24 protein-coding genes and 1 pseudogene are annotated in these 18,160 nt (G+C 70.0%); 17 read left to right on the top strand and 8 right to left on the bottom strand.

Annotated elements, in window-relative coordinates:
* Window positions 1-28: 28 nt before the first annotated feature.
* Genes TthTMY_RS01725 through TthTMY_RS01710 form a run of 4 tightly spaced genes read left to right on the top strand, consistent with a single transcriptional unit; the run spans window position 29 to window position 2,276 of the window.
* Window positions 29-757: a Nif3-like dinuclear metal center hexameric protein gene (locus TthTMY_RS01725; RefSeq protein ID WP_096411729.1), complete on the top strand. Its 729-nt coding sequence runs from the start codon at window positions 29-31 to the stop codon at window positions 755-757.
* A complete protein-coding gene (gene tmk / locus TthTMY_RS01720; protein WP_223903356.1) occupies window positions 757-1,350 on the top strand; it encodes a dTMP kinase in 594 nt (197 codons plus the stop codon). The genes TthTMY_RS01725 and tmk overlap by 1 nt, the downstream gene beginning before the upstream one ends.
* Window positions 1,351-1,357: 7 nt before the next feature.
* Window positions 1,358-1,816 carry a DUF192 domain-containing protein gene (locus tag TthTMY_RS01715; protein WP_223903355.1) on the top strand — a complete coding sequence of 153 codons (459 nt, stop codon included), beginning with the start codon at window positions 1,358-1,360 and terminating at the stop codon, window positions 1,814-1,816.
* A gap of 10 nt (window positions 1,817-1,826) precedes the next feature.
* The gene (locus TthTMY_RS01710) at window positions 1,827-2,276 is read left to right on the top strand and encodes a DUF192 domain-containing protein (RefSeq protein ID WP_223903354.1); all 450 of its coding nucleotides are present in this window, start codon (window positions 1,827-1,829) and stop codon (window positions 2,274-2,276) included.
* A gap of 67 nt (window positions 2,277-2,343) precedes the next feature.
* Here TthTMY_RS01710 and TthTMY_RS01705 read toward each other — a convergent pair whose 3' ends face one another.
* Window positions 2,344-2,577, bottom strand: a complete 234-nt coding sequence (locus TthTMY_RS01705; RefSeq protein ID WP_011228803.1) for an FmdB family zinc ribbon protein — start codon at window positions 2,575-2,577, stop codon at window positions 2,344-2,346.
* Window positions 2,578-2,652: 75 nt separating this feature from the next.
* Here TthTMY_RS01705 and TthTMY_RS01700 point away from each other — a divergent pair, with 75 nt between their 5' ends.
* Complete coding sequence (locus TthTMY_RS01700) at window positions 2,653-3,207, top strand: 5-formyltetrahydrofolate cyclo-ligase (RefSeq protein ID WP_096411725.1); 555 nt, start codon at window positions 2,653-2,655, stop codon at window positions 3,205-3,207.
* 5 nt (window positions 3,208-3,212) lie between these two features.
* Entirely contained in the window at window positions 3,213-3,824 is a 612-nt protein-coding gene (locus TthTMY_RS01695; RefSeq protein ID WP_096411723.1) for an HAD family hydrolase, read from the top strand.
* On the opposite strand, the gene TthTMY_RS01690 is transcribed toward TthTMY_RS01695, so the two are convergent.
* Together TthTMY_RS01690 and TthTMY_RS01685 are read right to left on the bottom strand one after the other, a co-directional pair.
* Window positions 3,821-4,348: an adenine phosphoribosyltransferase gene (locus TthTMY_RS01690; RefSeq protein ID WP_223903353.1), complete on the bottom strand. Its 528-nt coding sequence runs from the start codon at window positions 4,346-4,348 to the stop codon at window positions 3,821-3,823. The two genes, TthTMY_RS01695 and TthTMY_RS01690, sit on opposite strands and share 4 nt — an antisense overlap.
* Before the next feature lie 9 nt (window positions 4,349-4,357).
* Window positions 4,358-4,894, bottom strand: a complete 537-nt coding sequence (locus TthTMY_RS01685; protein WP_223903352.1) for a phosphoribosyltransferase family protein — start codon at window positions 4,892-4,894, stop codon at window positions 4,358-4,360.
* A 22-nt stretch (window positions 4,895-4,916) separates the two neighbouring features.
* Between TthTMY_RS01685 and TthTMY_RS01680 the strand changes: the two genes are divergently transcribed.
* Together TthTMY_RS01680 and TthTMY_RS01675 are read left to right on the top strand one after the other, a co-directional pair.
* Window positions 4,917-5,345 (top strand): bifunctional nuclease family protein, encoded by a 429-nt coding sequence (locus TthTMY_RS01680; RefSeq protein ID WP_054638183.1) that lies wholly within the window; start codon window positions 4,917-4,919, stop codon window positions 5,343-5,345.
* Between the two features lie 3 nt (window positions 5,346-5,348).
* Entirely contained in the window at window positions 5,349-6,110 is a 762-nt protein-coding gene (locus TthTMY_RS01675; protein WP_096411721.1) for a metallophosphoesterase family protein, read from the top strand.
* On the opposite strand, the gene TthTMY_RS01670 is transcribed toward TthTMY_RS01675, so the two are convergent.
* Both TthTMY_RS01670 and TthTMY_RS01665 read right to left on the bottom strand, forming a co-directional pair.
* Complete coding sequence (locus TthTMY_RS01670) at window positions 6,091-6,414, bottom strand: histidine triad nucleotide-binding protein (RefSeq protein ID WP_172844668.1); 324 nt, start codon at window positions 6,412-6,414, stop codon at window positions 6,091-6,093. The two genes, TthTMY_RS01675 and TthTMY_RS01670, sit on opposite strands and share 20 nt — an antisense overlap.
* Window positions 6,415-6,424: 10 nt before the next feature.
* On the bottom strand, window positions 6,425-7,723 hold the full coding sequence (locus tag TthTMY_RS01665; protein WP_096411718.1) for a MiaB/RimO family radical SAM methylthiotransferase: 1,299 nt from the start codon (window positions 7,721-7,723) through the stop codon (window positions 6,425-6,427).
* Between the two features lie 62 nt (window positions 7,724-7,785).
* Here TthTMY_RS01665 and trmB point away from each other — a divergent pair, with 62 nt between their 5' ends.
* Together trmB and TthTMY_RS01655 are read left to right on the top strand one after the other, a co-directional pair.
* The gene (trmB, locus tag TthTMY_RS01660; RefSeq protein ID WP_096411716.1) at window positions 7,786-8,721 is read left to right on the top strand and encodes a tRNA (guanosine(46)-N7)-methyltransferase TrmB; all 936 of its coding nucleotides are present in this window, start codon (window positions 7,786-7,788) and stop codon (window positions 8,719-8,721) included.
* A 19-nt stretch (window positions 8,722-8,740) separates the two neighbouring features.
* Window positions 8,741-9,805, top strand: a complete 1,065-nt coding sequence (locus tag TthTMY_RS01655) for a MalY/PatB family protein (protein WP_223903351.1) — start codon at window positions 8,741-8,743, stop codon at window positions 9,803-9,805.
* 41 nt (window positions 9,806-9,846) lie between these two features.
* Here TthTMY_RS01655 and TthTMY_RS01650 read toward each other — a convergent pair whose 3' ends face one another.
* Window positions 9,847-10,314 carry an Hsp20/alpha crystallin family protein gene (locus TthTMY_RS01650; RefSeq protein ID WP_096411714.1) on the bottom strand — a complete coding sequence of 156 codons (468 nt, stop codon included), beginning with the start codon at window positions 10,312-10,314 and terminating at the stop codon, window positions 9,847-9,849.
* Window positions 10,315-10,412: 98 nt separating this feature from the next.
* On the opposite strand from TthTMY_RS01650, the gene TthTMY_RS01645 reads away from it, so the two are divergent.
* Genes TthTMY_RS01645 through TthTMY_RS01635 form a run of 3 tightly spaced genes read left to right on the top strand, consistent with a single transcriptional unit; the run spans window position 10,413 to window position 12,441 of the window.
* Window positions 10,413-11,105: a sulfurtransferase gene (locus tag TthTMY_RS01645; RefSeq protein WP_096411712.1), complete on the top strand. Its 693-nt coding sequence runs from the start codon at window positions 10,413-10,415 to the stop codon at window positions 11,103-11,105.
* Window positions 11,102-11,725: an MBL fold metallo-hydrolase gene (locus tag TthTMY_RS01640; protein ID WP_096411711.1), complete on the top strand. Its 624-nt coding sequence runs from the start codon at window positions 11,102-11,104 to the stop codon at window positions 11,723-11,725. The genes TthTMY_RS01645 and TthTMY_RS01640 overlap by 4 nt, the downstream gene beginning before the upstream one ends.
* Window positions 11,713-12,441 (top strand): zinc ribbon domain-containing protein, encoded by a 729-nt coding sequence (locus TthTMY_RS01635; RefSeq protein ID WP_096411709.1) that lies wholly within the window; start codon window positions 11,713-11,715, stop codon window positions 12,439-12,441. Before TthTMY_RS01640 ends, TthTMY_RS01635 begins: the two co-directional genes overlap by 13 nt.
* A 3-nt stretch (window positions 12,442-12,444) precedes the next feature.
* On the opposite strand, the gene TthTMY_RS01630 is transcribed toward TthTMY_RS01635, so the two are convergent.
* Both TthTMY_RS01630 and TthTMY_RS01625 read right to left on the bottom strand, forming a co-directional pair.
* Window positions 12,445-12,873, bottom strand: a complete 429-nt coding sequence (locus tag TthTMY_RS01630; RefSeq protein WP_223903350.1) for an OsmC family protein — start codon at window positions 12,871-12,873, stop codon at window positions 12,445-12,447.
* A gap of 170 nt (window positions 12,874-13,043) precedes the next feature.
* A pseudogene (locus tag TthTMY_RS01625) lies at window positions 13,044-13,634 on the bottom strand (DUF981 domain-containing protein).
* A 69-nt stretch (window positions 13,635-13,703) separates the two neighbouring features.
* Here TthTMY_RS01625 and TthTMY_RS01620 point away from each other — a divergent pair.
* From TthTMY_RS01620 to TthTMY_RS01605, 4 genes are all read left to right on the top strand, one after another.
* Window positions 13,704-14,480 (top strand): metalloenzyme, encoded by a 777-nt coding sequence (locus TthTMY_RS01620; RefSeq protein ID WP_223903349.1) that lies wholly within the window; start codon window positions 13,704-13,706, stop codon window positions 14,478-14,480.
* A gap of 67 nt (window positions 14,481-14,547) precedes the next feature.
* Window positions 14,548-15,534, top strand: a complete 987-nt coding sequence (locus TthTMY_RS01615; protein WP_096411707.1) for an iron ABC transporter substrate-binding protein — start codon at window positions 14,548-14,550, stop codon at window positions 15,532-15,534.
* A 44-nt stretch (window positions 15,535-15,578) separates the two neighbouring features.
* Entirely contained in the window at window positions 15,579-17,129 is a 1,551-nt protein-coding gene (locus tag TthTMY_RS01610; protein WP_096411705.1) for an ABC transporter permease, read from the top strand.
* Window positions 17,108-18,160 carry an ABC transporter ATP-binding protein gene (locus TthTMY_RS01605; protein ID WP_096411703.1) on the top strand — a complete coding sequence of 351 codons (1,053 nt, stop codon included), beginning with the start codon at window positions 17,108-17,110 and terminating at the stop codon, window positions 18,158-18,160. Before TthTMY_RS01610 ends, TthTMY_RS01605 begins: the two co-directional genes overlap by 22 nt.

The following is an 18,160-nucleotide window of genomic DNA, read 5'->3' as shown; positions in this document are numbered from 1 at the left end:
CCTGGGGGGCATCGGGTAAGCTTTCCCCATGGACCGGGACGAGCTCGTGCGCTACCTGGACGCCTACCTGAGGATCCGGGACTTCCCCCAGGACCCCTCCCTGAACGGCCTCCAGGTGGAGGGGAAGAGGACCGTGTGCAAGGTGGGGGCGGCGGTGGACGCCGGGGAGGCCATCTTCCGGAAGGCCCTGGAAGAGGGGGTGGACTTCCTCCTCGTCCACCACGGCCTCTTCTGGGGAAAGCCCTTCCCCATCGTGGGCCACCACAAGCGCCGCCTGGAGCTCCTCTTCCAAGGGGGGATCAACCTCTATGCCGCCCACCTGCCCCTGGACGCCCACGAGGAGGTGGGGAACAACTTCGTCCTGGCCCGGGAGCTCGGGCTTGTGGACCTCACGCCCTGGGACGTTGGGGTAAAGGGGCGCTTCCCCGTGCCCACCCCCCTCCTGCAGGTGGCCGACCGCCTGGGCCAGCTCACGGGCATGCAGCCCCTAGTGCACCAAGGAGGCCTGGACCACGTGGAGACGGCGATCCTCGTCTCGGGCTCGGGAACGGGCCTCCTCCCCAAGGTGGACGCCGACCTCTTCATCACCGGGGAGCCCAAGCACAGCGTCTTTCACGAGACCTTTGAGCGGGGGCTCAACGTCATTTACGCGGGGCACTACGACACGGAGACCTTCGGGGTGAAGGCCCTCGCCGCCCACCTCGAGGCCCGCTTCGGCCTCCCCTGGGTCTTCCTGGACCACCCCACGGGGCTCTGATGGAAGGGCTCTTCCTTACCCTGGAGGGCCTGGACGGGAGCGGCAAGACCACCCAGGCGGCCCTCCTCGCCCGCTTCCTCGAGGAACGGGGGCTCAGGGTGCGCCTCACCCGGGAGCCCGGGGAGGGGTTAAAGGGGGTGAGGGGCTTGCTGGAGGAAGAGCTTTCCCCGGAAGCGGAGTACCTCCTCTTCAGCGCCGACCGGGCGGAGCACGTGCGCAAAACCATCCTCCCCGCCCTCAGGGAGGGGGCCTGCGTGGTCTCGGACCGCTATTTGGACTCCAGCCTGGCCTACCAGGGCTATGGCCGGGGGCTTCCCCTTCCCTGGCTCCAAGAGGTGGCCGAGAGGGCCACCTTAGGCCTCAAGCCCCACCTCACCTTCCTCCTGGACCTCCCCCCCGAGGTGGCCCTCAGGCGGGCGAAGGGCAAGGACCGCATGGAGAAGGCCGGGCTCGCCTTCTTCCAAAGGGTGCGGGAAGGGTACCTCCACCTCGCCCGCTCGGAGCCTGAGCGCTTCGTGGTCCTGGACGCCACGAGGAGCGTGGAGGAAGTGCAGGAGGAGATCCGGGCCCGCCTTAAAGCCTTCCTGCCATAATGGACCCATGCGCTTCTTCGCCCTCCTCGGCCTCCTGGGCCTCCTCGCCCTGGCCCAGGGGCTCACCTTCCCCAAGAGCACCCTCTACGTGGAGGGAAACGGCAAGCGCCACTTCCTCAAGGTGGAGGTGGCCGACACCCCGGAGCGCTGGGCCCGGGGCCTCATGTTCCGGGAGCGCCTCGGCGAGGACGAGGGCATGGTCTTCCTCTTCCCCGAGCCCACGGCGGGCGGGTTCTGGATGAAAAACACCCTCATCCCCCTTTCCATCGCCTTCTTTGACCGGCAAGGCGTTATCCTGCGCATCCTGGACATGGAGCCCTGCCGGGCCGACCCCTGCCCCGTCTACTACCCGGGCGTGGTCTACCAAGGGGCCCTGGAGGTGAACCAGGGCTGGTTCCGCCGCCGCGGCCTCGCCGAGGGAGCCCGGGTCGGGGGGGAGGCCCTGAAGCGCTGGCCCCAGCGGTGAAACGAAGCAAGTGGAGCGGAACCCCTTCCTCCCCCTTTTGGCCTTCGCCCTCCTCGTCCTCCTCTCCGTCCTCTCCTTTATGGGCTACCTGCTCGCGGCGCGGCGCCTCCAGGCCCCCCCTCCGGCCGAGGCCCTCACCGTCCTCACCCGGGAAGGCCCCCACACCCTCCGGGGACGGGTGGCCCGGACCCCGGAGGCCTGGCGACGGGGCCTCGGCCTGCGGGAGGAGGGCTTGGAAGCCCTCCTCTACCTCTTCCCCGAGGCCACGGACGCCCCCTTCAGCGCCGAGGGCTACCGCTTTCCCGTGGTGGTGGCCTTCCTGGACGGAACCCTACGGGTGCTCCAGGTGAAGCGGCTAAGCCCGGGGGAAGTCTACGCCCCCGGGACCGCCTACCGGGGCGTGCTGGAGGTGCGGGAAGGACTCCTCCCCCTCGCCCCGGGGGACCAGGTGGTGCCCTGAACACCCCCTCCCGGAACGGGGCCGCCTCAAAGCTCCCCCGCGCCGGTCGGGCGAAGGAAAGAGGGGATCAGTCCTCCTTGTCCTTGGTGTCCGAACCCTCTTCCTTCTTGGCGCCGGAGTCCTTCTTGGCGTAGTCCTTCACGTGCCAGCCCGAGCCCTTGAAGATGATGGCGGGCGGGGTGATGACCCGCTTCAAGGGCTCCCCCGTCTCGGGGTGGGCCTTGAGGGGTTCGTCGTGGAAGCCCTGCTCAAACTCGTAGTAGTTGCCCGTTTCCAAGCCCTTGTAGACGTAGATCGGCATACCCTTCCCTCCCCAATGGGATTTTGACGCTTAGCCTCCTTGAGTGTCAAGGGGCGGGCGTGGTACCCTCCCCCCGTGACCAAGGCCGAGCTCCGCCGCAGGGCCCGGGCCGCCTGGCGGGGGCTGGACCTTAAGGCCCTCTCCCGGTCCGTGGGGGCCGCCCTCCTCCCTTGGCTACGGGAGCGGGGCTTCCGGCACATCCTCCTCTACCACCCCCTGCCCCACGAGCTCAACCTGCTGCCCCTGGTGGAGGCCTACCCCGCCCGCTACTACCTGCCCAAGGTGGCGGGGAAAGGGCTCACCGTCCACCCCTTCGGCCCCCTCGCCCCCGGGCCCTTCGGCCTCCTCGAGCCCACCACCCCGCCGGAAGACCCCCTGGTCCTGGACCTGGTGGTGGTGCCGGGCCTGGCCTTTGACCGGGAGGGGTACCGACTGGGGCACGGCCAGGGGTTCTACGACCGCTTCCTCAAGGAGGTGCGGGCCGCCACCGTGGGCGTGGTGCCCCAGGCCCTCCTCTTCCCCGCCCTCCCCCGGGACCCCTGGGACGTGCCCGTGGACCACCTGGCCACGGAGGCGGGGGTGGAGGCGGTCAAACGCCCGGCCAAGGACCCCGGGAGCCTGCTAGACTAGGCCCCATGCGCGGGGCCCTTTTGGACCGCGATGGGGTCCTCCTCCTCCTGGACGAGAAGGCCCTTTACCGGAAGGCCGTGGAGCTTGCGGCGCGGGGCGCCGGGCTGGAGCGGAGCCTGGCCGCCTTGGCCCGCGCGGTGCGGGCCTTGAACGAGGCCGTGCGGGGGCTTGCGGTGCGGACCCTGGAGGAGGAGGAGGCCCTCTGGCGGTCCCTGGTCCTCGAGGTGGCCCAGGAGCTCCGGGTGCCGCCCGAAGAGCTTCTCCCCTGGAGGTACTACCGTTTCATGCGGCCCGCCCCCGGGGCCGAGGGCCTACTGCGCAGGCTCAAGGCCCGGGGCCTCAAGGTGGGTGTCCTCTCCAACACCCTGCCAAGCCTCCAGGAAAGCCTGGCCCACCACGGCCTCGCCCGGTACGTGGACGGCTTCTTCGCCTCCTGCGCTCTCGGGGTGGCCAAGCCCGACCCCCGGGCCTTCCTCCTCGCCCTGGAGGGCCTGGGCCTCGCCCCTGAGGAGACCCTCTACCTGGACGACGACCCCGAGAACGTGGAAACTGCCCGGAGGCTCGGCCTCCGGGCGGAGGTCTACACCCCCCTTTGGGCGCCGGGACGTCGGGCTTAGAGCACGGGAAGCTCCGCCACCGTGTCCACGGCGAGGCCGGGCGTGCCCTGGCGGAAGACCGCCAGGCGGGCCACCACGTGCCCCCCCGCCCGGAGAACCATCTTCTCCATGGCCTTCATGGTCTCCCCGCTCGCCACCACATCCGAGACCAGAACCACCCTCTGGTTGAGAAGCTTTTCCGCGAAGCGCCGGTCCAGCCAAAGCACCTCCCCCACCCCGAGGGTCAGGGTCTGGACCTCCTGGATGATGGGGTCCTCCATGTAGGGGCGGCGGCGCCTGCGGGCCACCACGTAGGGCAGGCCCAGCGCCTCCGCCAGGACGTGGGTGAGGGGGATGGGGCTCGTCTCCGTGGTGAAGAGGATCTCCGCCTCCTCGGGCACCAAAGGCCTCAAGGCCTCGGCCGCGGCCCGGGTGAACTCCGGGTCCCCCAGGAACTCCACCAGGGGGATGCGCCTCCCCGGAAGGGGCTCAATGAGGGGCACGTGCCGCGTCACGCCGCCTACGGTGATGGGGTAGGTCTCCATAGGGTCCTCCTACTCCGGCTTGAAGAGGGGAAGGTGGCCGAGGGCCACGACGTCCTGGCGGGGGGTGCCCTCGGTGAAGACGGCAAGCACCGCCACCACTTCCCCCCCCACGCTCTCAATGAGCTCCCTGAGGCCCGCCAGGGTGGAGCCGGTGGAGACCACGTCGTCCACGATGGCCACCTTCTTGCCCCGAACCCGGGGGATGTCGGCCCCGTCCAGGACCAGAAGCTGGGGCTTCCCCGTGGTGATGGAGAGCACCTGGCGGCTCACGGGGTTGATCATGTAGGGCTTCTCCGTCTTGCGGGCCACCACGTAGGGCTTGCCCGTGATGCGGGAGAGGGCGTGGGCCAGGGGGACAGCCTTGACCTCGGGGGTGACCAGGACCTCCGCCTCCGGAGGAAGCCGCTTGGCCAGCTCCTCCGCGGCGGCCTCGGTGAGCTCGGTGTCCCCCAAGAGGTTGAGCAGGGCCACGGCGACACCTGGCCCCACCTGGACGATGGGAAGCTCCCGCTTGACCCCGGCGATCTCCACAGGGTAGGTCCTCACGGGCCCAGTCTATACTGAGGGCATGCTGCACGCCAAGATTGAAACCCTGGGCGTGGACCCCCAGAACGGCAGCGTGGTGGTCCTGCTCAGGACGGAAAACGACAAGCTCCTCCCCATCGTCATCGGCCCCCTCGAGGCCCACCACATCGTGGTGGCCCTCCAGGGGGAAAAACCCCCAAGACCCCTCACCCCTGACCTCCTCCTCTCGGTGATGGAGATGCTCCAGGCCAAGCTCAAGCGGGTGGAGATCATTGACCTCAAAGAGGGCACCTTCTACGCCCGCCTCATCCTGGAGCACCGGGGGATTGAGCTGGAGGTGGACGCCCGCCCCTCCGACGCCATGGCCCTGGCCCTCCGGGCGGGGGCGCCCATCCTGGTGGCGGAGGAGGTGGTGGAGAAGGCCGGGGTGGAAGAGGCGAGCCTCAAGCCCCACGGGGCCGCGGAGGCCTAGGCCTTGCGCCTCCTCGCCCTGGCCCTCTTTCTCTCCCTCGCCCTGGGCCAGCGGCTTGCGGTCCTCGGGGACTGGGGGCAGGACACCCCGGGGCGGGCCCAGGTGGCGGCCCTCCTCCGGAAGGAGCACGCCCAAAGCCCCCTCACCGCTCTCCTCACCACCGGGGACAACTTCTATCCCAAGGGGCAGGTGGTGGAGCGCTTCCTGCAGGACCTCCCCCCCGTCCCCCTCTACCCCGCCTTCGGCAACCACGACGCCCCGAACCTCGAGGCCCAGCTCCGCCGCTTCGGCCTGGAGAGGCCCCACTACCGGGTCCGCTTCGGCGGCCTCGAGGTCTTCGTCCTCTACACGGAAGGCGACCTCAGGGCCCAGAGGGCCTGGCTGGAGGAGGCCCTCAAAACCTCCCGGGCCCCCTGGAAGCTTTTGGTCCTCCACCGCCCCCTCTACTCCTCGGGGCTCCACGGGGGAAGCCCCCTCTTGAGGGGCCTCTTAGAACCCCTCCTCCGCCGCCACGGGGTAGCCCTGGTCCTCGCGGGCCACGACCACCACTACGAGCGCCTGGAGGTCCAGGGCCTCCTCCACGTGGTGACGGGAGGCGGAGGCGCGGGCCTCTACCCCACCCGTCCTCCCCTCCCCTGGAGCCGGGCCCTGGCCGTGGCCCACCACGCCCTCTTCCTGGAGGTGGGGCGGGAGGGCCTTTTGGGCTACGCCCTAGACCCCGCGGGGAGGGTCCTGGACCGCTTCCTCATCCCCAGCCGCCCATGACGTGCACGTGGACGTGGAAGACCTCCTGCCCCCCCTTCTCCCCCACGTTCACCTGGACCCGGTAGCCCTGAAGGCCCAAGCCCCGCGCCACCCGGTTCGCGGTGCGGAAGAGGGCCCCGAGCTTCCGCTCCCCTTCCTCGGTGTCGGGGTAGTCGGAGAGCTTCTCCACGTGCTCCTTCGGCACCACCAGGACGTGCACCGGGGCCTTGGGCCTGATGTCGTGGAAGGCCACGAAGCCCTCGTCCTCGTAGACCTTTCTGGAGGGGAGTTCCCCGGCGATGATGCGGCAGAAGACGCACTCCATGGGAAACATCCTACCGCACGGGAAGCTCCAGGGGCCCCTTCACCCCTTCCACCCGGCCCAAAAGGACGTACCCCTCCACCCCCAGGACCCGGGCCCAGACCGTCTCCCCGGGGCGGGCCTCGCCCTGGAGGCGGGCCTCGTAGTAGTCGGGGGTGTGGCCCAGGGCCTCGCCCCCCTGGACCCTTTCCACCAGGACCTCCACCCGCTCCCCGAGCCTGGGGCGAATCCGCTCCTCCGCCAGGCGCTGGGCCAGGGCGATGAGCTCCTTGGTGCGCCGCTTCCGCACCTCCGGGGGGACCTGGGGCATGGAGGCCGCCCGGGTCTTGGGCCTCGGGGTGTAGGTGAAGGCGTGGACCCGGGTGGGCCTGAGCTCCTCCAGGAAGGCCAGGGTCTCCCGGTGCTCCTCCTCCGTCTCCGTGGGCAGGCCGGCGATGACGTCGGTGGTGAGGGCGAAGCCGGGGATGAGGTCGTAGGCCCGCTGCACCAACTCCCGGTAGTAGGCCTTATCGTAGCGGCGGCCCATGAGCCTAAGGAGCCGGTCCGAGCCCGTCTGCAAGGAGAGGTGGAGGTGGGGCCTGACCTCGGGGGCGTAGCGGCCGATCACCCTAAGGAGGTCCTCCCCCGTGTCCTCGGGCTCTATGGAGGAAAGCCGCACCTTGGCCCCCAGGTGGTAGAGGTCCTCCACGAGCCCGGCCAGGCCCCGGGGGTGCCCCTTGTAGCTCCCGAGGCGCACCCCGGTGAGGACGATCTCCTTGATGCCCATGCGGAGGAGGGCCTCGGCCTCGGCCAGGGCTTCCCGGTGGTCCCGGTGGCGCTCCTTGCCCCTTAGCCTCGGGATGATGCAGTAGGCGCAGCCCGCCTGGCACCCGTCCTGGACCTTGAGGAAGGCCCGTACCCGGCTATTCAAAAGCCCCCTCTCCCCCGCCCCCCAGAACTCGTTGGGCGGGGTGGTGATGGGGTCAGAGGGAAGGCCGAAGCGCTCCAGGATCACCCGGGGAAGCTCGGCCTTCCGGGCGTTGGGGACCACCGCGTCCGCCCCGAGCTCCTTTAGGACCTCAGGGGCGAGCTCGGCGTAGCACCCCGTGACCACGATGAAGGCCTGGGGGTTGTACCGCCTCGCCCGGCGCACCTCCTTGCGGGTGTCCGCCTCCGCCGTGGTGGTGACGGCGCAGGAGTTGATGACCACGAGGTCCGCCCCCCCGGCCTCCAGGGGCACCACCTCCGGCTCCAGGGCCTTGAGGAAGCCCAGAAGGGCCTCGGTCTCCACCTGGTTGACCTTGCACCCCAGGGTACGGAAGGCGGCGCGCATCCTTCTGATTTTGCGCCGGGGAGAAGGCCCCGTCAAGGACGGAGGCCGTATAATCGGCAACCGTGCTGGTCGTGCCCGCCCGCCTCCACCGCTGGCCTCCCGAAGTGCGGGACCTCTTCGGCCGGGAAGGCCCCCTGGTCCTGGAGATCGGCTTTGGCGACGGCCGCTTCACGGCGGAGCTCGCCCGGTCGCGCCCCAATTGGCTCGTCCTCGGGGCCGAGGTCTCGGCGGCCAGCGTCCTCCGGGCCCTTCGCCGCATGCGCCGCGAGGGCCTCGCCAACGTCCGCCTCTACCACGGCCAGGGCCCCTTCGCCCTTCGGAACCTGGTTTTGCCGGGGACCCTGGACCAGGTCATCGTCAACTTCCCCGACCCCTGGCCCAAGAAGCGGCACCAGGAGCGGCGCCTCCTGCGGGAGGCCTTCTTCCGCAGGCTCTCCACCCGCCTGAAGCCCGGGGGAAGCCTCCTCCTCACCACGGACCACGAGGAGTACTTCCGCTTCGCCCTGGAGGAGGCGGAGCGGACCGGGCTCTACCGGGTGGAGGTCCGGCCGCCCCCCGAGGCCCACCTCCGCACCAAGTACGCCCTAAAGTGGAAGGAGGCGGGGCGGACCTTCTTCCACGCCGTCTTCACCAAGCTCCGCGAAGACCCCGCCCCCTGGCCCCCCTCAAGGAGGTACGACGTGGCCCACGCCCTGCTTTCCGGCGAGCTGCCCCAAGACCTGGCCCTGGAGAAGACCCCCGTGCGCCTGAAGGAAGGGGTCGCCGTCTTCCTGGAGGTGGCCCGGGGCAAGGAGGGGTTTTACGTCCTCACCCACGTGGAGGAGGAGGACCTGACCCAGGACCTGCTCCTCGAGGTCCGCAAGAGCGCCCGGGGGGTCTACGCCGGGGTGAGCCGCTTCGGCAGCCCCCTCATCACCGAGGCCGTCAAGGGAGCAGTGCGGGCCCTGGTGGAACGGCTCAAGGCCCACGGGCTGGAGGTGGTCCAGGACCACACCTGAGGCCGGGTAAGATAAGCCCATGGACCTGCCTCCCCGCACCGGCTCCCTCAAGTGGGGCACCTACCCCGAGGACGTCCTCCCCCTCTGGGTGGCGGACATGGACTTCCCCCCGGCCGAGGCGATCCAGCAAGCCCTCGCCGAACGGGCCCAAGGCTTTCTCGGCTACCCGCCCCGGGAGGGGGACCGGGAGCTCAGGGAGCTGATCCTGGAGGCCCTGGGCCTCGAGGCGGAGCTCGCCTTCATGCCCGGGGTGGTGGTGGGGCTCTACGCCGCCGTGGCCGCCTTCACCGCCCCGGGCCAGGGGGTCCTCACCCAGGTCCCCATCTACCCGCCCTTCCTCGCCGCCATCCGGGACCAGCGCCGCACCGTCCTCGCCAACCCCTTGCGGGAGACCCCGGAAGGCTACCGGCTGGACCTCGCGGGGCTGGAGCGTCTGGCCTTCGCCACCCGTCTCCTCCTCTTCTGCCACCCCCACAACCCCACGGGCCGGGTCTTCGGCGAGGAGGAGCTCGCCGCCCTGGCCCAGATCGCCCGCAGGCACGACCTCATCGTGGTCTCCGACGAGCTCCACGCCCCCCTCACCTACGAGAAGCCCCACGTCCCCCTGGCCCGCTTCCTCCCGGAAAGGACCCTCACCCTGGTGGGCCCGGGGAAGGCCTACAACTTGGCGGGGCTGCCCATCGGGGCGGTCCTCGGCCCCAAGCCCTTGGTGGAGGCCGTGAAGCGCCACCTGCCCCACGTCTTCCCCAACGTCCTGGCCATGGCCGCCTGGAAGGCGGCCCTGAAGGAAGGGGGGCCCTGGCTGAAGGCCACCCTGGAGCGGCTTCGGGCCAACCGGGACCGGGTGGCGGCCTGGGCCAAGGCGCGGGGGCTCGGCCACCACCCGCCGGAGGGAACCTACCTGGCCTGGATCCAGACCCCCTTCCCCAAGGCCGCCGCGTACTTCCTGGAGCGGGCCCGGGTGGCCCTGAACCCGGGGGAAAGCTTCGGCCGGGGGTACGACACCTACGTCCGGCTCAACTTCGCCACCTACCCCGAGGTGCTGGAAGAGGCCCTAAGGCGGCTGGACGGGGCCCTAAAGTAAGCCCCCCTGGGAGAACCCAGGGGGGTTAAGGCCTCACGCCCTTACTGGACCACCTCAATGGGGATCCGCTTGGCCCGGGCCTCGGCCACCTTGGGGAGGGTGAGCCGGAGGATGCCGTGGCGGAACTCCGCCTTGGCCTCGTCCGTCTTCACCTCCACGGGCAGGGTGAAGGTGCGCACAAAGGAGCCGTGGGGGATCTCCTGGAGGTAGTAGCGGCGGGCCTTGGCGTCCTCCTGGGGCTTCACCTGGCCCCGGACGGTGAGCTTGGTGCCCTCGAGGCTCACCTCCAAGTCCTCAGGGGTCATCCCGGGCACGGCCATCTCCAGGACCAGGGCCTCGTCCGTCTCGTAGAGGTCCGCCGGGGCCACGTAGGCGGGGGCGAGGGGCCGGGCGAACTCGCCCATCACCTCCTCAAAGAGCCGGTTGGCCTCCTCCAGGAGGGAAAGGGGTCCCCAGGTCCGGAAGGGGGTGATTTCCGTGGGGCGTGCGTCCCTACGCACCAGGGCCATATCTATCACCTCCAGTTACGCTTATAACACCTGCGCAGTTCTTTGTCAAGTCCCCTTACTCTTTCCCACTTACCCATGCGTCCCCTATAATCAGGCCCATGGACCTGCCTAGGGACGCGGTCCTGGTGGACACCCGCCCCCGCCCCGCCTACGAGGCGGGCCACCTCCCCGGGGCCCGGCACCTGGACCTCTCCGCCCCCAAGCTCCGCCTGCGGGAGGAGGCGGAGCTTAAGGCCCTGGAAGGCGGACTCACGGAGCTCTTCCAGACCCTGGGCCTAAAAAACCCCGTGGTCCTCTACGACGAAGGGCTCACGAGCCGCCTCTGCCGCACCGCCTTCTTTCTGGGCCTGGGCGGCCTCGAGGTCCAGCTTTGGACCGAGGGCTGGGAGCCCTACGCCACGGAGAAGGAGGAGCCCAAGCCCGAGCGCACCGAAGTGGTGGCCAAGCTCCGGCGGGACTGGCTCCTCACCGCCGATGAGGCCGCCCGCCACCCCCTTCTTTTGGACGTGCGGAGCCCCGAGGAGTTCCGGGGGGAGGTCCACCCCCCCTGCTGCCCCCGGGGCGGGCGCATCCCCGGGAGCAAAAACGCTCCCCTGGAGCTCTTCTTAAGCCCGGAGGGGCTTCTTGAAAGGCTCGGGCTTCGGCCGGGGCAGGAGGTGGGGGTCTACTGCCACTCCGGGGCCCGGAGCGCCGTGGCCTTCTTCGTCTTGAGGAGCCTCGGGGTCCGGGCCCGGAACTACCTCGGCTCCATGCACGAGTGGCTCCAGGAGGGCCTGCCCACCGAGCCATGAGGGTCTTTCCCGTCACCCTAGGCCCCCTGCAGGAAAACGCCTACCTGGTGGAGACGGGGGAAGGCCCGGTCCTCATTGACCCCGGGGACGAGCCGGAAAAGCTCTTGACCCTCTTCCAAAACACGGGCCTCACCCCCCGGGCCATCCTCCTCACCCACGCCCACTTTGACCACGTGGGGGCCGTGGCCCCCCTGGTGGAGGCCCTGGACCTCCCCGTTTACCTCCACCCCCTGGACCTCCCCCTGTACGAAAGGGCGGACCTCGCCGCCCAGGCCTGGGGCTTCGCCATCCCCAAGCCCCCCCTCCCCGTGCGCCCCCTGGAGGAGGGCATGGCCCTTTTCGGCTTCCAAGTCCTCCACCTTCCCGGTCACAGCCCCGGCCACGTGGCCTTCTACGACCCCGAAGGAGCCCAGGTCTTCTCCGGGGACCTCCTCTTCCGGGGAAGCGTCGGCCGCTACGACCTCCCCGGGGCCGACCCCAAGGCGCTTTTCGCCTCCCTAAAGAGGCTCCTTTCCCTTCCCCCGGAAACCCGGGTCCACCCGGGGCACGGGCCCGGGACCACCCTGGGCCTCGAGGCCCGGACGAACCCCTTTCTCACGGGGTTAGAATGGGAGGCGTGAACGGGGCGGAGGCACTGAAGGCGCTCTACGCGCTCCAGGAAAAGGACCTGGAAATAGACCGGCTCCGGACCGAGGCGGAGAGCCTGCCCGAGGAGCTCGTGGCCCTCCAGGGCCAGGTGGAAGCCCTGGAGGAAAGGCTCACGAACCTCCTGGAGCGGCGGGCAGAGCTGGAGCGGGAGTACAACCGCCACAGCCTGGACATTGAGGACCTGAGCGCCAAGGAGAAGCAGGCGGAGGAGGAGCAAAAGCGGGCCCAAAGCGCCAGGGAGCAGACCCAGTACGAGAACCGCATCCAGCAGATCAAGGACCGGATCCGGGAACTCCTAGAACTCTCCACCCCCATCATGGAGGCCATGGAGAACCTGGAGGCGGAGATCGCCCAGGTGGAGGAGGAGCTCGCCGCGCTCAAGCCCAGGCTCCAGGAGCTCCTCGAGGCCAACCGGGCCCGGGTGGCGGAACTGGAGGCCGCCATCGCCGCCAAGGTGGAGGAGCGAACCGCCATGGCGGCGGCGATCCCCGCCCAGATCCTCAAGGAGTACGAGGCCATCCGCAGGGCCCGTCGGGGCACCGGGGTGGCCCGGATGGCGGTCCAGGGCCAGGTCTACCGCTGCGAGGGATGCAACGTGGTCCTACCCACCCACGTGGCCCAGAAGGTGGTTCAGGGGCAGCTCACCCGCTGCCCCTCCTGCGGCCGCCTCCTCTGGAAGGGGGAGTAGCCCCTAGACCAGGCGGGCCGTAAGGAGGATCTCCTTTACCCCCGCCAGGGCCCGGGACACGGGGCAGCCTTCCTTGGCGGCCTCGGCGATCTCCAGGAACTTCTCCGGGGGGATCCCCGGCACCTCCGCCTCGGTCAGAAGCTCAATCCGGGTGAGGGTGGGCTTCCCGTCCACCATCTCCAGGTGGACCCTGGCCTCGGTGGAAACCCGCTTCGGGGGAAAGCCCTCCCGCTCCAGGCTGGCCGCCAGGGCCATGGAGAAGCACCCCGCGTGGGCCGCGGCGATGAGCTCCTCGGGGTTCGTCCCCTCCCCTTCTTCAAACCGGGAGGGGTAGGAGTAAGGCCCCTGGAAGGCCTGGCTTTGCAGCTCCATAACCCCCTTCCCCTGCCTAAGGCCGCCCTCCCATACCGCCTTTGCTTTCCGAACCGGCATAGAACCTCCCTTGCTCAAAAGGCTACCCCATGCCCGGAAGCGCTTTGGGCATGGGGACACAAACCCTTGGGCCCTTTAAGTACCCCACCGCGGCTTTCGCCGCGGTGGGGGCCCCAAGAGGACCTTCCCAAGCCTTGGCGACCCATGTTGCGAAATCAACGTGCAGCCACTTAGCCCCCGCCCCCCACGGCGCTGGCGATGTGGCCGTAGTAGGCCGTAAAGCCGGTGAGGAAGGCCCCCAGGGCCATCAGGGCCAGGACCAGGGCCCCGAGGTAGGCCCAGGTGCGCCGGGCCTCGGGGCGGCTATAGGCGTAGAAGAGGATCCCAAGGCTGGCAAGGCCCGCCGCCCCCCACATGAGGGCGGTGAGGGGAGGGTTGCGGGTGAGGCCGAAGTCCAAAACCGCCCGCGCCCCCTAGAGGAGGTAAAGCCCTAGGAAGGCGGAGGGCCAGGCCAGGGCCTTAAGCTCCAGGCCCTGGTAGAGGTAAAAGCCGGCGAGGACCATCATGAAGGCGAAAAGCCCCGTGGCCACCCCGAAGAGCTCGGTGTACTGGGGCACCGGACGGCCCGCCCAGTTGGTCCAGTAGAGCTGGGCCACCGCCCCCAGGGAGAAGACCCCCAGGGTGAAGAAGAGGGGGCCATAAAGCCGCCCCAGGGCCCTCTCGTCCCCACCCCGGGCCACGGCGAGCAAGTAGGCCACCCCCGAGACCCCGGCCGCCGTGACCAGGCCTAGAACAAAGACCAGCGGGTTGTAGCTTCCCATACCCCATCACCTCCTAAACTCAGGGTAGCTCTATCCCCCCATGGCAAATGTCCCCCTTAGGATGGAAAGGTGCTCTTCCTCTTCGTGGACGGCCTGGGCGTGGGAGGGGCCTTGGCGGACCTCTTCCCCTTCCTCCTCACCCTCGCCCCCACCCCCTTGGACGCCACCTTGGGGGTGGAGGGCCTGCCCCAGTCGGGCACGGGGCAGACCGCCCTCCTCACCGGGGAAAACGCCGCCAGGCTCCTCGGCCACCACCAGGGCCCCTTCCCAAGCCCGAGGCTTCGGCCCCTCCTGGCGCAAAGCCTCTACGCCTGGGCCAAGGGGAAGGGCCTCAAGGTCCTCCACGCCAACGGCTACCGCCCGGACTACCTCAGGCGGGCCACGGAGGGGAAAAGGCTCCTCCTTTCCGCCTTCGCCCAGGCGGCCCGCCTCGCGGGCCTTCCCCTCCTCCCCTTGGGCCACCCCCTGGCCCTTCCCCCCGGCTTCTGGGAGGACCCCTACGGGACGGGGGCCAAGGCGGCGGCCTTAGCCCGGGCCTTTGACCTCGTGGTCTTGGAGTACTGGGCCCTGGACCTCGCCGCCCACCGCCACCCCGAAAGCCTTCGCGAGCGCTTCCGGGAGCTCACCCTTTTCCTCCAGGGCTTCCTCGCCGAAGGCGGCGTCCTCCTCCTGGCCTCGGACCACGGCAACGCCGAGGAGCCCTGGCACCCCCGCCACACCCTAAACCCCGTCCCCCTGGTCTACACCGGGGAGGCCCCTCCCCCACCGGAAGACCTCACGGGCGTCTTCCCCTGGTTGCGAACGATTATCACTTCTAAAACCAATAAATCCGACCGGAATACTTGACATTTCCCCCACCCCGGGGTACCCTCCTTCCCGGGAGGCGCGCCTCCCGAAGAGAACGGAGGTACCCATGGTGAAGCGTTACCTTTTGACCCTCGCGGCTTTCGCGGCCCTAGGCGCCCTTGCCCAAAGCCCCACGCTCACCATCTACTCGGGGCGGGGGCAGAGCCTGGTGGAACCCTTGGTCAAGCGGTTTGAGGCGGAGACTGGGATCCGGGTACAGGTGCGCTACAGCACCGACGCCCAGATCCTCGCCGCCCTCCAGGAGGAGGGAAACCGCTCCCCGGCGGACGTGCTTTGGCTCAACACCTCCGGGGCCCTGGGCCAGGCGGCGGCCAAGGGGCTCCTTCGGCCTTTGGGGGAAAGCCTCTTGGGAAAGCCCCTGGCCTTCGTCCCCGGCTCCAAGGCCTGGGTACCGGTCACGATGCGGCTTCGGGTGCTGGCCTACAACCCCAATAAGGTCAAGGCCGAGGAACTTCCCCAAAGCCTGCTGGACCTTCCCCGCTTCGCCCAGGAGAAGGGGCTCCGGGTGGGCTGGACCCCCACTTACTCCAGCTTCCAGGACATGGTGGCCGGGATCCTCGCCCTCCACGGTGAGGCCAAGGCCCGGGAGTGGCTCCTCGCCATGAAGGCCCTCGCCCCCAAGGCCTACCCCTCCAACCCGGCCATGCTGGACGCCATCCGGGCCGGGGAGATAGACCTCGGCTCCACCAACCACTACTACGTGGTGCGCTTCCGCCGGGCGGGGTACAACCTGGGCCTGCACCACTTCAAGGAGGGGGACGTGGGCAACCTGGCCCTGGTGACGGGGGCAGGCATCCTGAAGACGAGCAAGAACCTCGCCGCGGCCACCCGCTTCCTCACCTACCTCCTCTCCCCTCAGGCCCAGCAGTACTTCATGGGCAACATTGGGGAGTACCCCCTGGTGAAGGGGGTGGTGCTGGACCCCAACCTCATCCCCCTGGAGGAGGCCATAGCGAAAAGCCCCAAGCTGGACTTTGAGAAGCTTCCCCTGGACCAGGCCTTGAGGCTTTTGAGGGAGACCGGAGTCCTCTAGCGGGCCCAAGGGGCGGGGTCTCCCCGCCCCTTCCCCAAACGGCCATGACCCTCTTTCAGCGCGCCACCCTTCCCAGCCTACTTCCCTTCCTCCTTCCCGCCCTCCTCACCGGGGGCGGGGTCCTCCTCCCCGTGGCCTACCTGGGGGTGCGGGCCCTCGAGGCCGACCCTTTGGTCCTGCGGGAGATCCTCCTCAGACCCAAGAACCTGGAGCTCCTCCGCAACACCCTGGGCCTCGCGGCCGGGGTTTTGGGCCTCGCCACCCTCGTGGCCCTTCCCGCCGCCTACCTCACCACCCGCACGGACCTCAGGGGCAAGCGCCTCTGGGCCACCCTCCTCACCCTCCCCCTCGCCGTCCCGGGGTACGTGGGGGCCTACGTTCTCCTCTCGGCCACGGGGCCGGGGGGGCTCCTCCCCCTGCCCCGGCCCGAGGGGTACTGGGGGGCCCTCCTCGTCCTGGGCCTCACCACCTACCCCTACCTCTTCCTCGCCCTCCGGGCCGCCTTCCTGGGGGTGGACCCCTCGGTGGAGGAGGCGGCCCGCACCCTGGGCCACCCCCCGTGGCGGGCCTTCCTCCGGGTGACCCTGCCCCAGCTCCTCCCCGCCTTCCTCTCGGGCTACCTGGTGATCGCCCTCCACGTCCTCGGCGACTTCGGCACCGTGAGCCTCCTCCGCTACGAGACCTTCTCCTACGCCATCTACCTCCAGTACAACGCTGCCTTTGACCGGGTCTACGCCGCCTGGCTCGCCCTCTTCCTTCTCCTGCTCACGGGAAGCCTCCTCCTCCTGGAGGCCGCCCTCCTCCGCCGCCTGAACCTGGGCCGGACCGGCCGGGGCGCGGCCCGGACCTCGCCCCCCGCCCGCCTCGGGCCTTTCGCCCCCCTGGCCCACCTCTTCCTCCTCCTCCCCTTCCTCCTCGCGGTGGCCTTCCCCCTCTACGCCCTCCTCCACCTGGCCCGCCGCTTCCCCGCCTCCGCCACGAGCGGCCTCGCGGAGGCCTTGGGCCACGCCCTCCTCGTGGCGCTCCCCGTGGCCTTCCTGAGCGTGGGCATGGCCCTCCCCATCGCCTACCTGGCCTCCCGCTATCCCTCCGCCGCCTCCCGCACCCTGGAAAGGCTCGCCTACCTGGCCTACGCCATCCCGCCCCTGGCCTACGCCCTCGCCTGGATCTTCTTCATCTTGAGAGCCCTCCCCTTCCTCTACGGCACCCTGGCCCTCCTGGTCCTCGCCCTCGCCCTCCACTTCCTCACGGAGAGCCTAGGCCCCGTGCGGAGCGCCCTGGCCCAGGTCCCCCCCAGGCTGGAGGAGGCGGCCCGCACCCTGGGGGACACCCCCACCCGGGCCTTCTTCCGGGTCACCTTTCCCCTGCTTTGGCGGGGGGCCGCGGCCGGGGGCAGCCTGGCCTTCATCGGGGCCATGAAGGAGCTTCCCATCACCCTCCTCTTGGCCCCCACGGGGTTCAGCACCTTGGCCACCCGGGTTTTCGGCTACACTCAGGAAGCCATGTTCGCGGAGGCCGCCCCCTTCGCCCTCCTCATCGTGGGGCTTTCCGCAGCCTTCGTGGGGGTGTTGCTGTGGAACGAGCGCCGCTTCTAGAGCTCAAGGGCATCCGCAAGCGCTTCGGAGAGCTGGAGGTCCTCCGGGGCGTGGACCTCGCCCTGTATCCCGGGGAGATCCTGGCCCTCCTGGGGCCCTCGGGCTGCGGCAAGACCACCCTCTTGCGGGTGGTGGCGGGCCTCGAGGCCCCCGACGCGGGCCGGGTCTTCCTGGAGGGGCGGGACATCACCGCCCTCCCCCCGGAGAAGCGGGGCATCGGCTTCGTCTTCCAGGACTACGCCCTATTCCCCCACCTCACCGCCTTGGGCAACGTGGCCTTCGGCCTTAGGGGCAAGGACCGCCTGGCGCGGGCCCGCAAGGCCCTGGAACGGGTGGGCATGACCCTCTTCCAGGACCGGAGGCCGGGGGAGCTCTCGGGGGGGCAGCAGCAGCGCGTCGCCCTGGCCCGGGCCCTGGCCCCCGGGCCCAAGCTCGTCCTCCTGGACGAGCCCTTCTCCAGCCTGGACGCGGGGCTTAGGGCCGCCACCCGGGAGGAGGTGCGCAAGGTGCTCAAGGAGACGGGCACCGCCGCCCTCCTCGTCACCCACGACCAGGAGGAGGCCCTCTCCTTCGCCGACCGCCTCGGGGTGATGCGGGGCGGGGAGATCCTCCAGGTGGGGACCCCGGAGGAGGTCTACCTCCGCCCCAAGACCCCCTTCGTGGCCCAGTTCCTGGGCCGGACCAACCTCCTCCCCGGGGAGGGCCGGGGGAGGTACGCCGAGACCTGCCTGGGCCGCGTGCCCCTGGCGGAAGCCAGGGAGGGCCCCCTCCTCCTCTCCCTCCGCCCCGAGGCCCTGCGCCTCACCCCCCCGGGGCAGGGCCCCCAGGGGGAGGTGGTGGCCCGGGAGTTCAAGGGGCACGACCTCACCTACCGGGTGCGCCTCCACGGGGTCCAGCCCGAGCGGGAGGTCCTGGTGCAGGAAGGCCCCACCTGCCCCTTCAAGGTGGGGGACCGGGTAGGGCTAGAGGTGGTGGGGGAAGGGGTGGCCCTGGAAGGCCCCCCTGCCGCCCCGGTCCGGCAGGAGGCCTGA

This window comes from Thermus thermophilus (assembly GCF_019974155.1).
Taxonomy (GTDB): Bacteria; Deinococcota; Deinococci; order Deinococcales; family Thermaceae; genus Thermus; species Thermus thermophilus_C.
The sequence above is the reverse complement of the archived record's forward strand: the minus strand, read 5'-3'. Positions and strand labels throughout refer to the sequence as shown.

Bases quoted from the DNA above. Each gene is read 5' to 3' on its own strand.
- TthTMY_RS01725 (WP_096411729.1), top strand. From the start codon at position 29: ATGGACCGGGACGAGCTCGTGCGCTACCTGGACGCCTACCTGAGGATC.
- tmk (WP_223903356.1), top strand. From the start codon at position 757: ATGGAAGGGCTCTTCCTTACCCTGGAGGGCCTGGACGGGAGCGGCAAG.
- TthTMY_RS01715 (WP_223903355.1), top strand. From the start codon at position 1,358: ATGCGCTTCTTCGCCCTCCTCGGCCTCCTGGGCCTCCTCGCCCTGGCC.
- TthTMY_RS01705 (WP_011228803.1), bottom strand. From the start codon at position 2,577: ATGCCGATCTACGTCTACAAGGGCTTGGAAACGGGCAACTACTACGAG.
- TthTMY_RS01695 (WP_096411723.1), top strand. From the start codon at position 3,213: ATGCGCGGGGCCCTTTTGGACCGCGATGGGGTCCTCCTCCTCCTGGAC.
- TthTMY_RS01690 (WP_223903353.1), bottom strand. From the start codon at position 4,348: ATGGAGACCTACCCCATCACCGTAGGCGGCGTGACGCGGCACGTGCCC.
- TthTMY_RS01680 (WP_054638183.1), top strand. From the start codon at position 4,917: ATGCTGCACGCCAAGATTGAAACCCTGGGCGTGGACCCCCAGAACGGC.
- TthTMY_RS01670 (WP_172844668.1), bottom strand. From the start codon at position 6,414: ATGGAGTGCGTCTTCTGCCGCATCATCGCCGGGGAACTCCCCTCCAGA.
- TthTMY_RS01665 (WP_096411718.1), bottom strand. From the start codon at position 7,723: ATGCGCGCCGCCTTCCGTACCCTGGGGTGCAAGGTCAACCAGGTGGAG.
- TthTMY_RS01655 (WP_223903351.1), top strand. From the start codon at position 8,741: ATGGACCTGCCTCCCCGCACCGGCTCCCTCAAGTGGGGCACCTACCCC.
- TthTMY_RS01650 (WP_096411714.1), bottom strand. From the start codon at position 10,314: ATGGCCCTGGTGCGTAGGGACGCACGCCCCACGGAAATCACCCCCTTC.
- TthTMY_RS01645 (WP_096411712.1), top strand. From the start codon at position 10,413: ATGGACCTGCCTAGGGACGCGGTCCTGGTGGACACCCGCCCCCGCCCC.
- TthTMY_RS01640 (WP_096411711.1), top strand. From the start codon at position 11,102: ATGAGGGTCTTTCCCGTCACCCTAGGCCCCCTGCAGGAAAACGCCTAC.
- TthTMY_RS01635 (WP_096411709.1), top strand. From the start codon at position 11,713: ATGGGAGGCGTGAACGGGGCGGAGGCACTGAAGGCGCTCTACGCGCTC.
- TthTMY_RS01630 (WP_223903350.1), bottom strand. From the start codon at position 12,873: ATGCCGGTTCGGAAAGCAAAGGCGGTATGGGAGGGCGGCCTTAGGCAG.
- TthTMY_RS01615 (WP_096411707.1), top strand. From the start codon at position 14,548: ATGGTGAAGCGTTACCTTTTGACCCTCGCGGCTTTCGCGGCCCTAGGC.
- TthTMY_RS01610 (WP_096411705.1), top strand. From the start codon at position 15,579: ATGACCCTCTTTCAGCGCGCCACCCTTCCCAGCCTACTTCCCTTCCTC.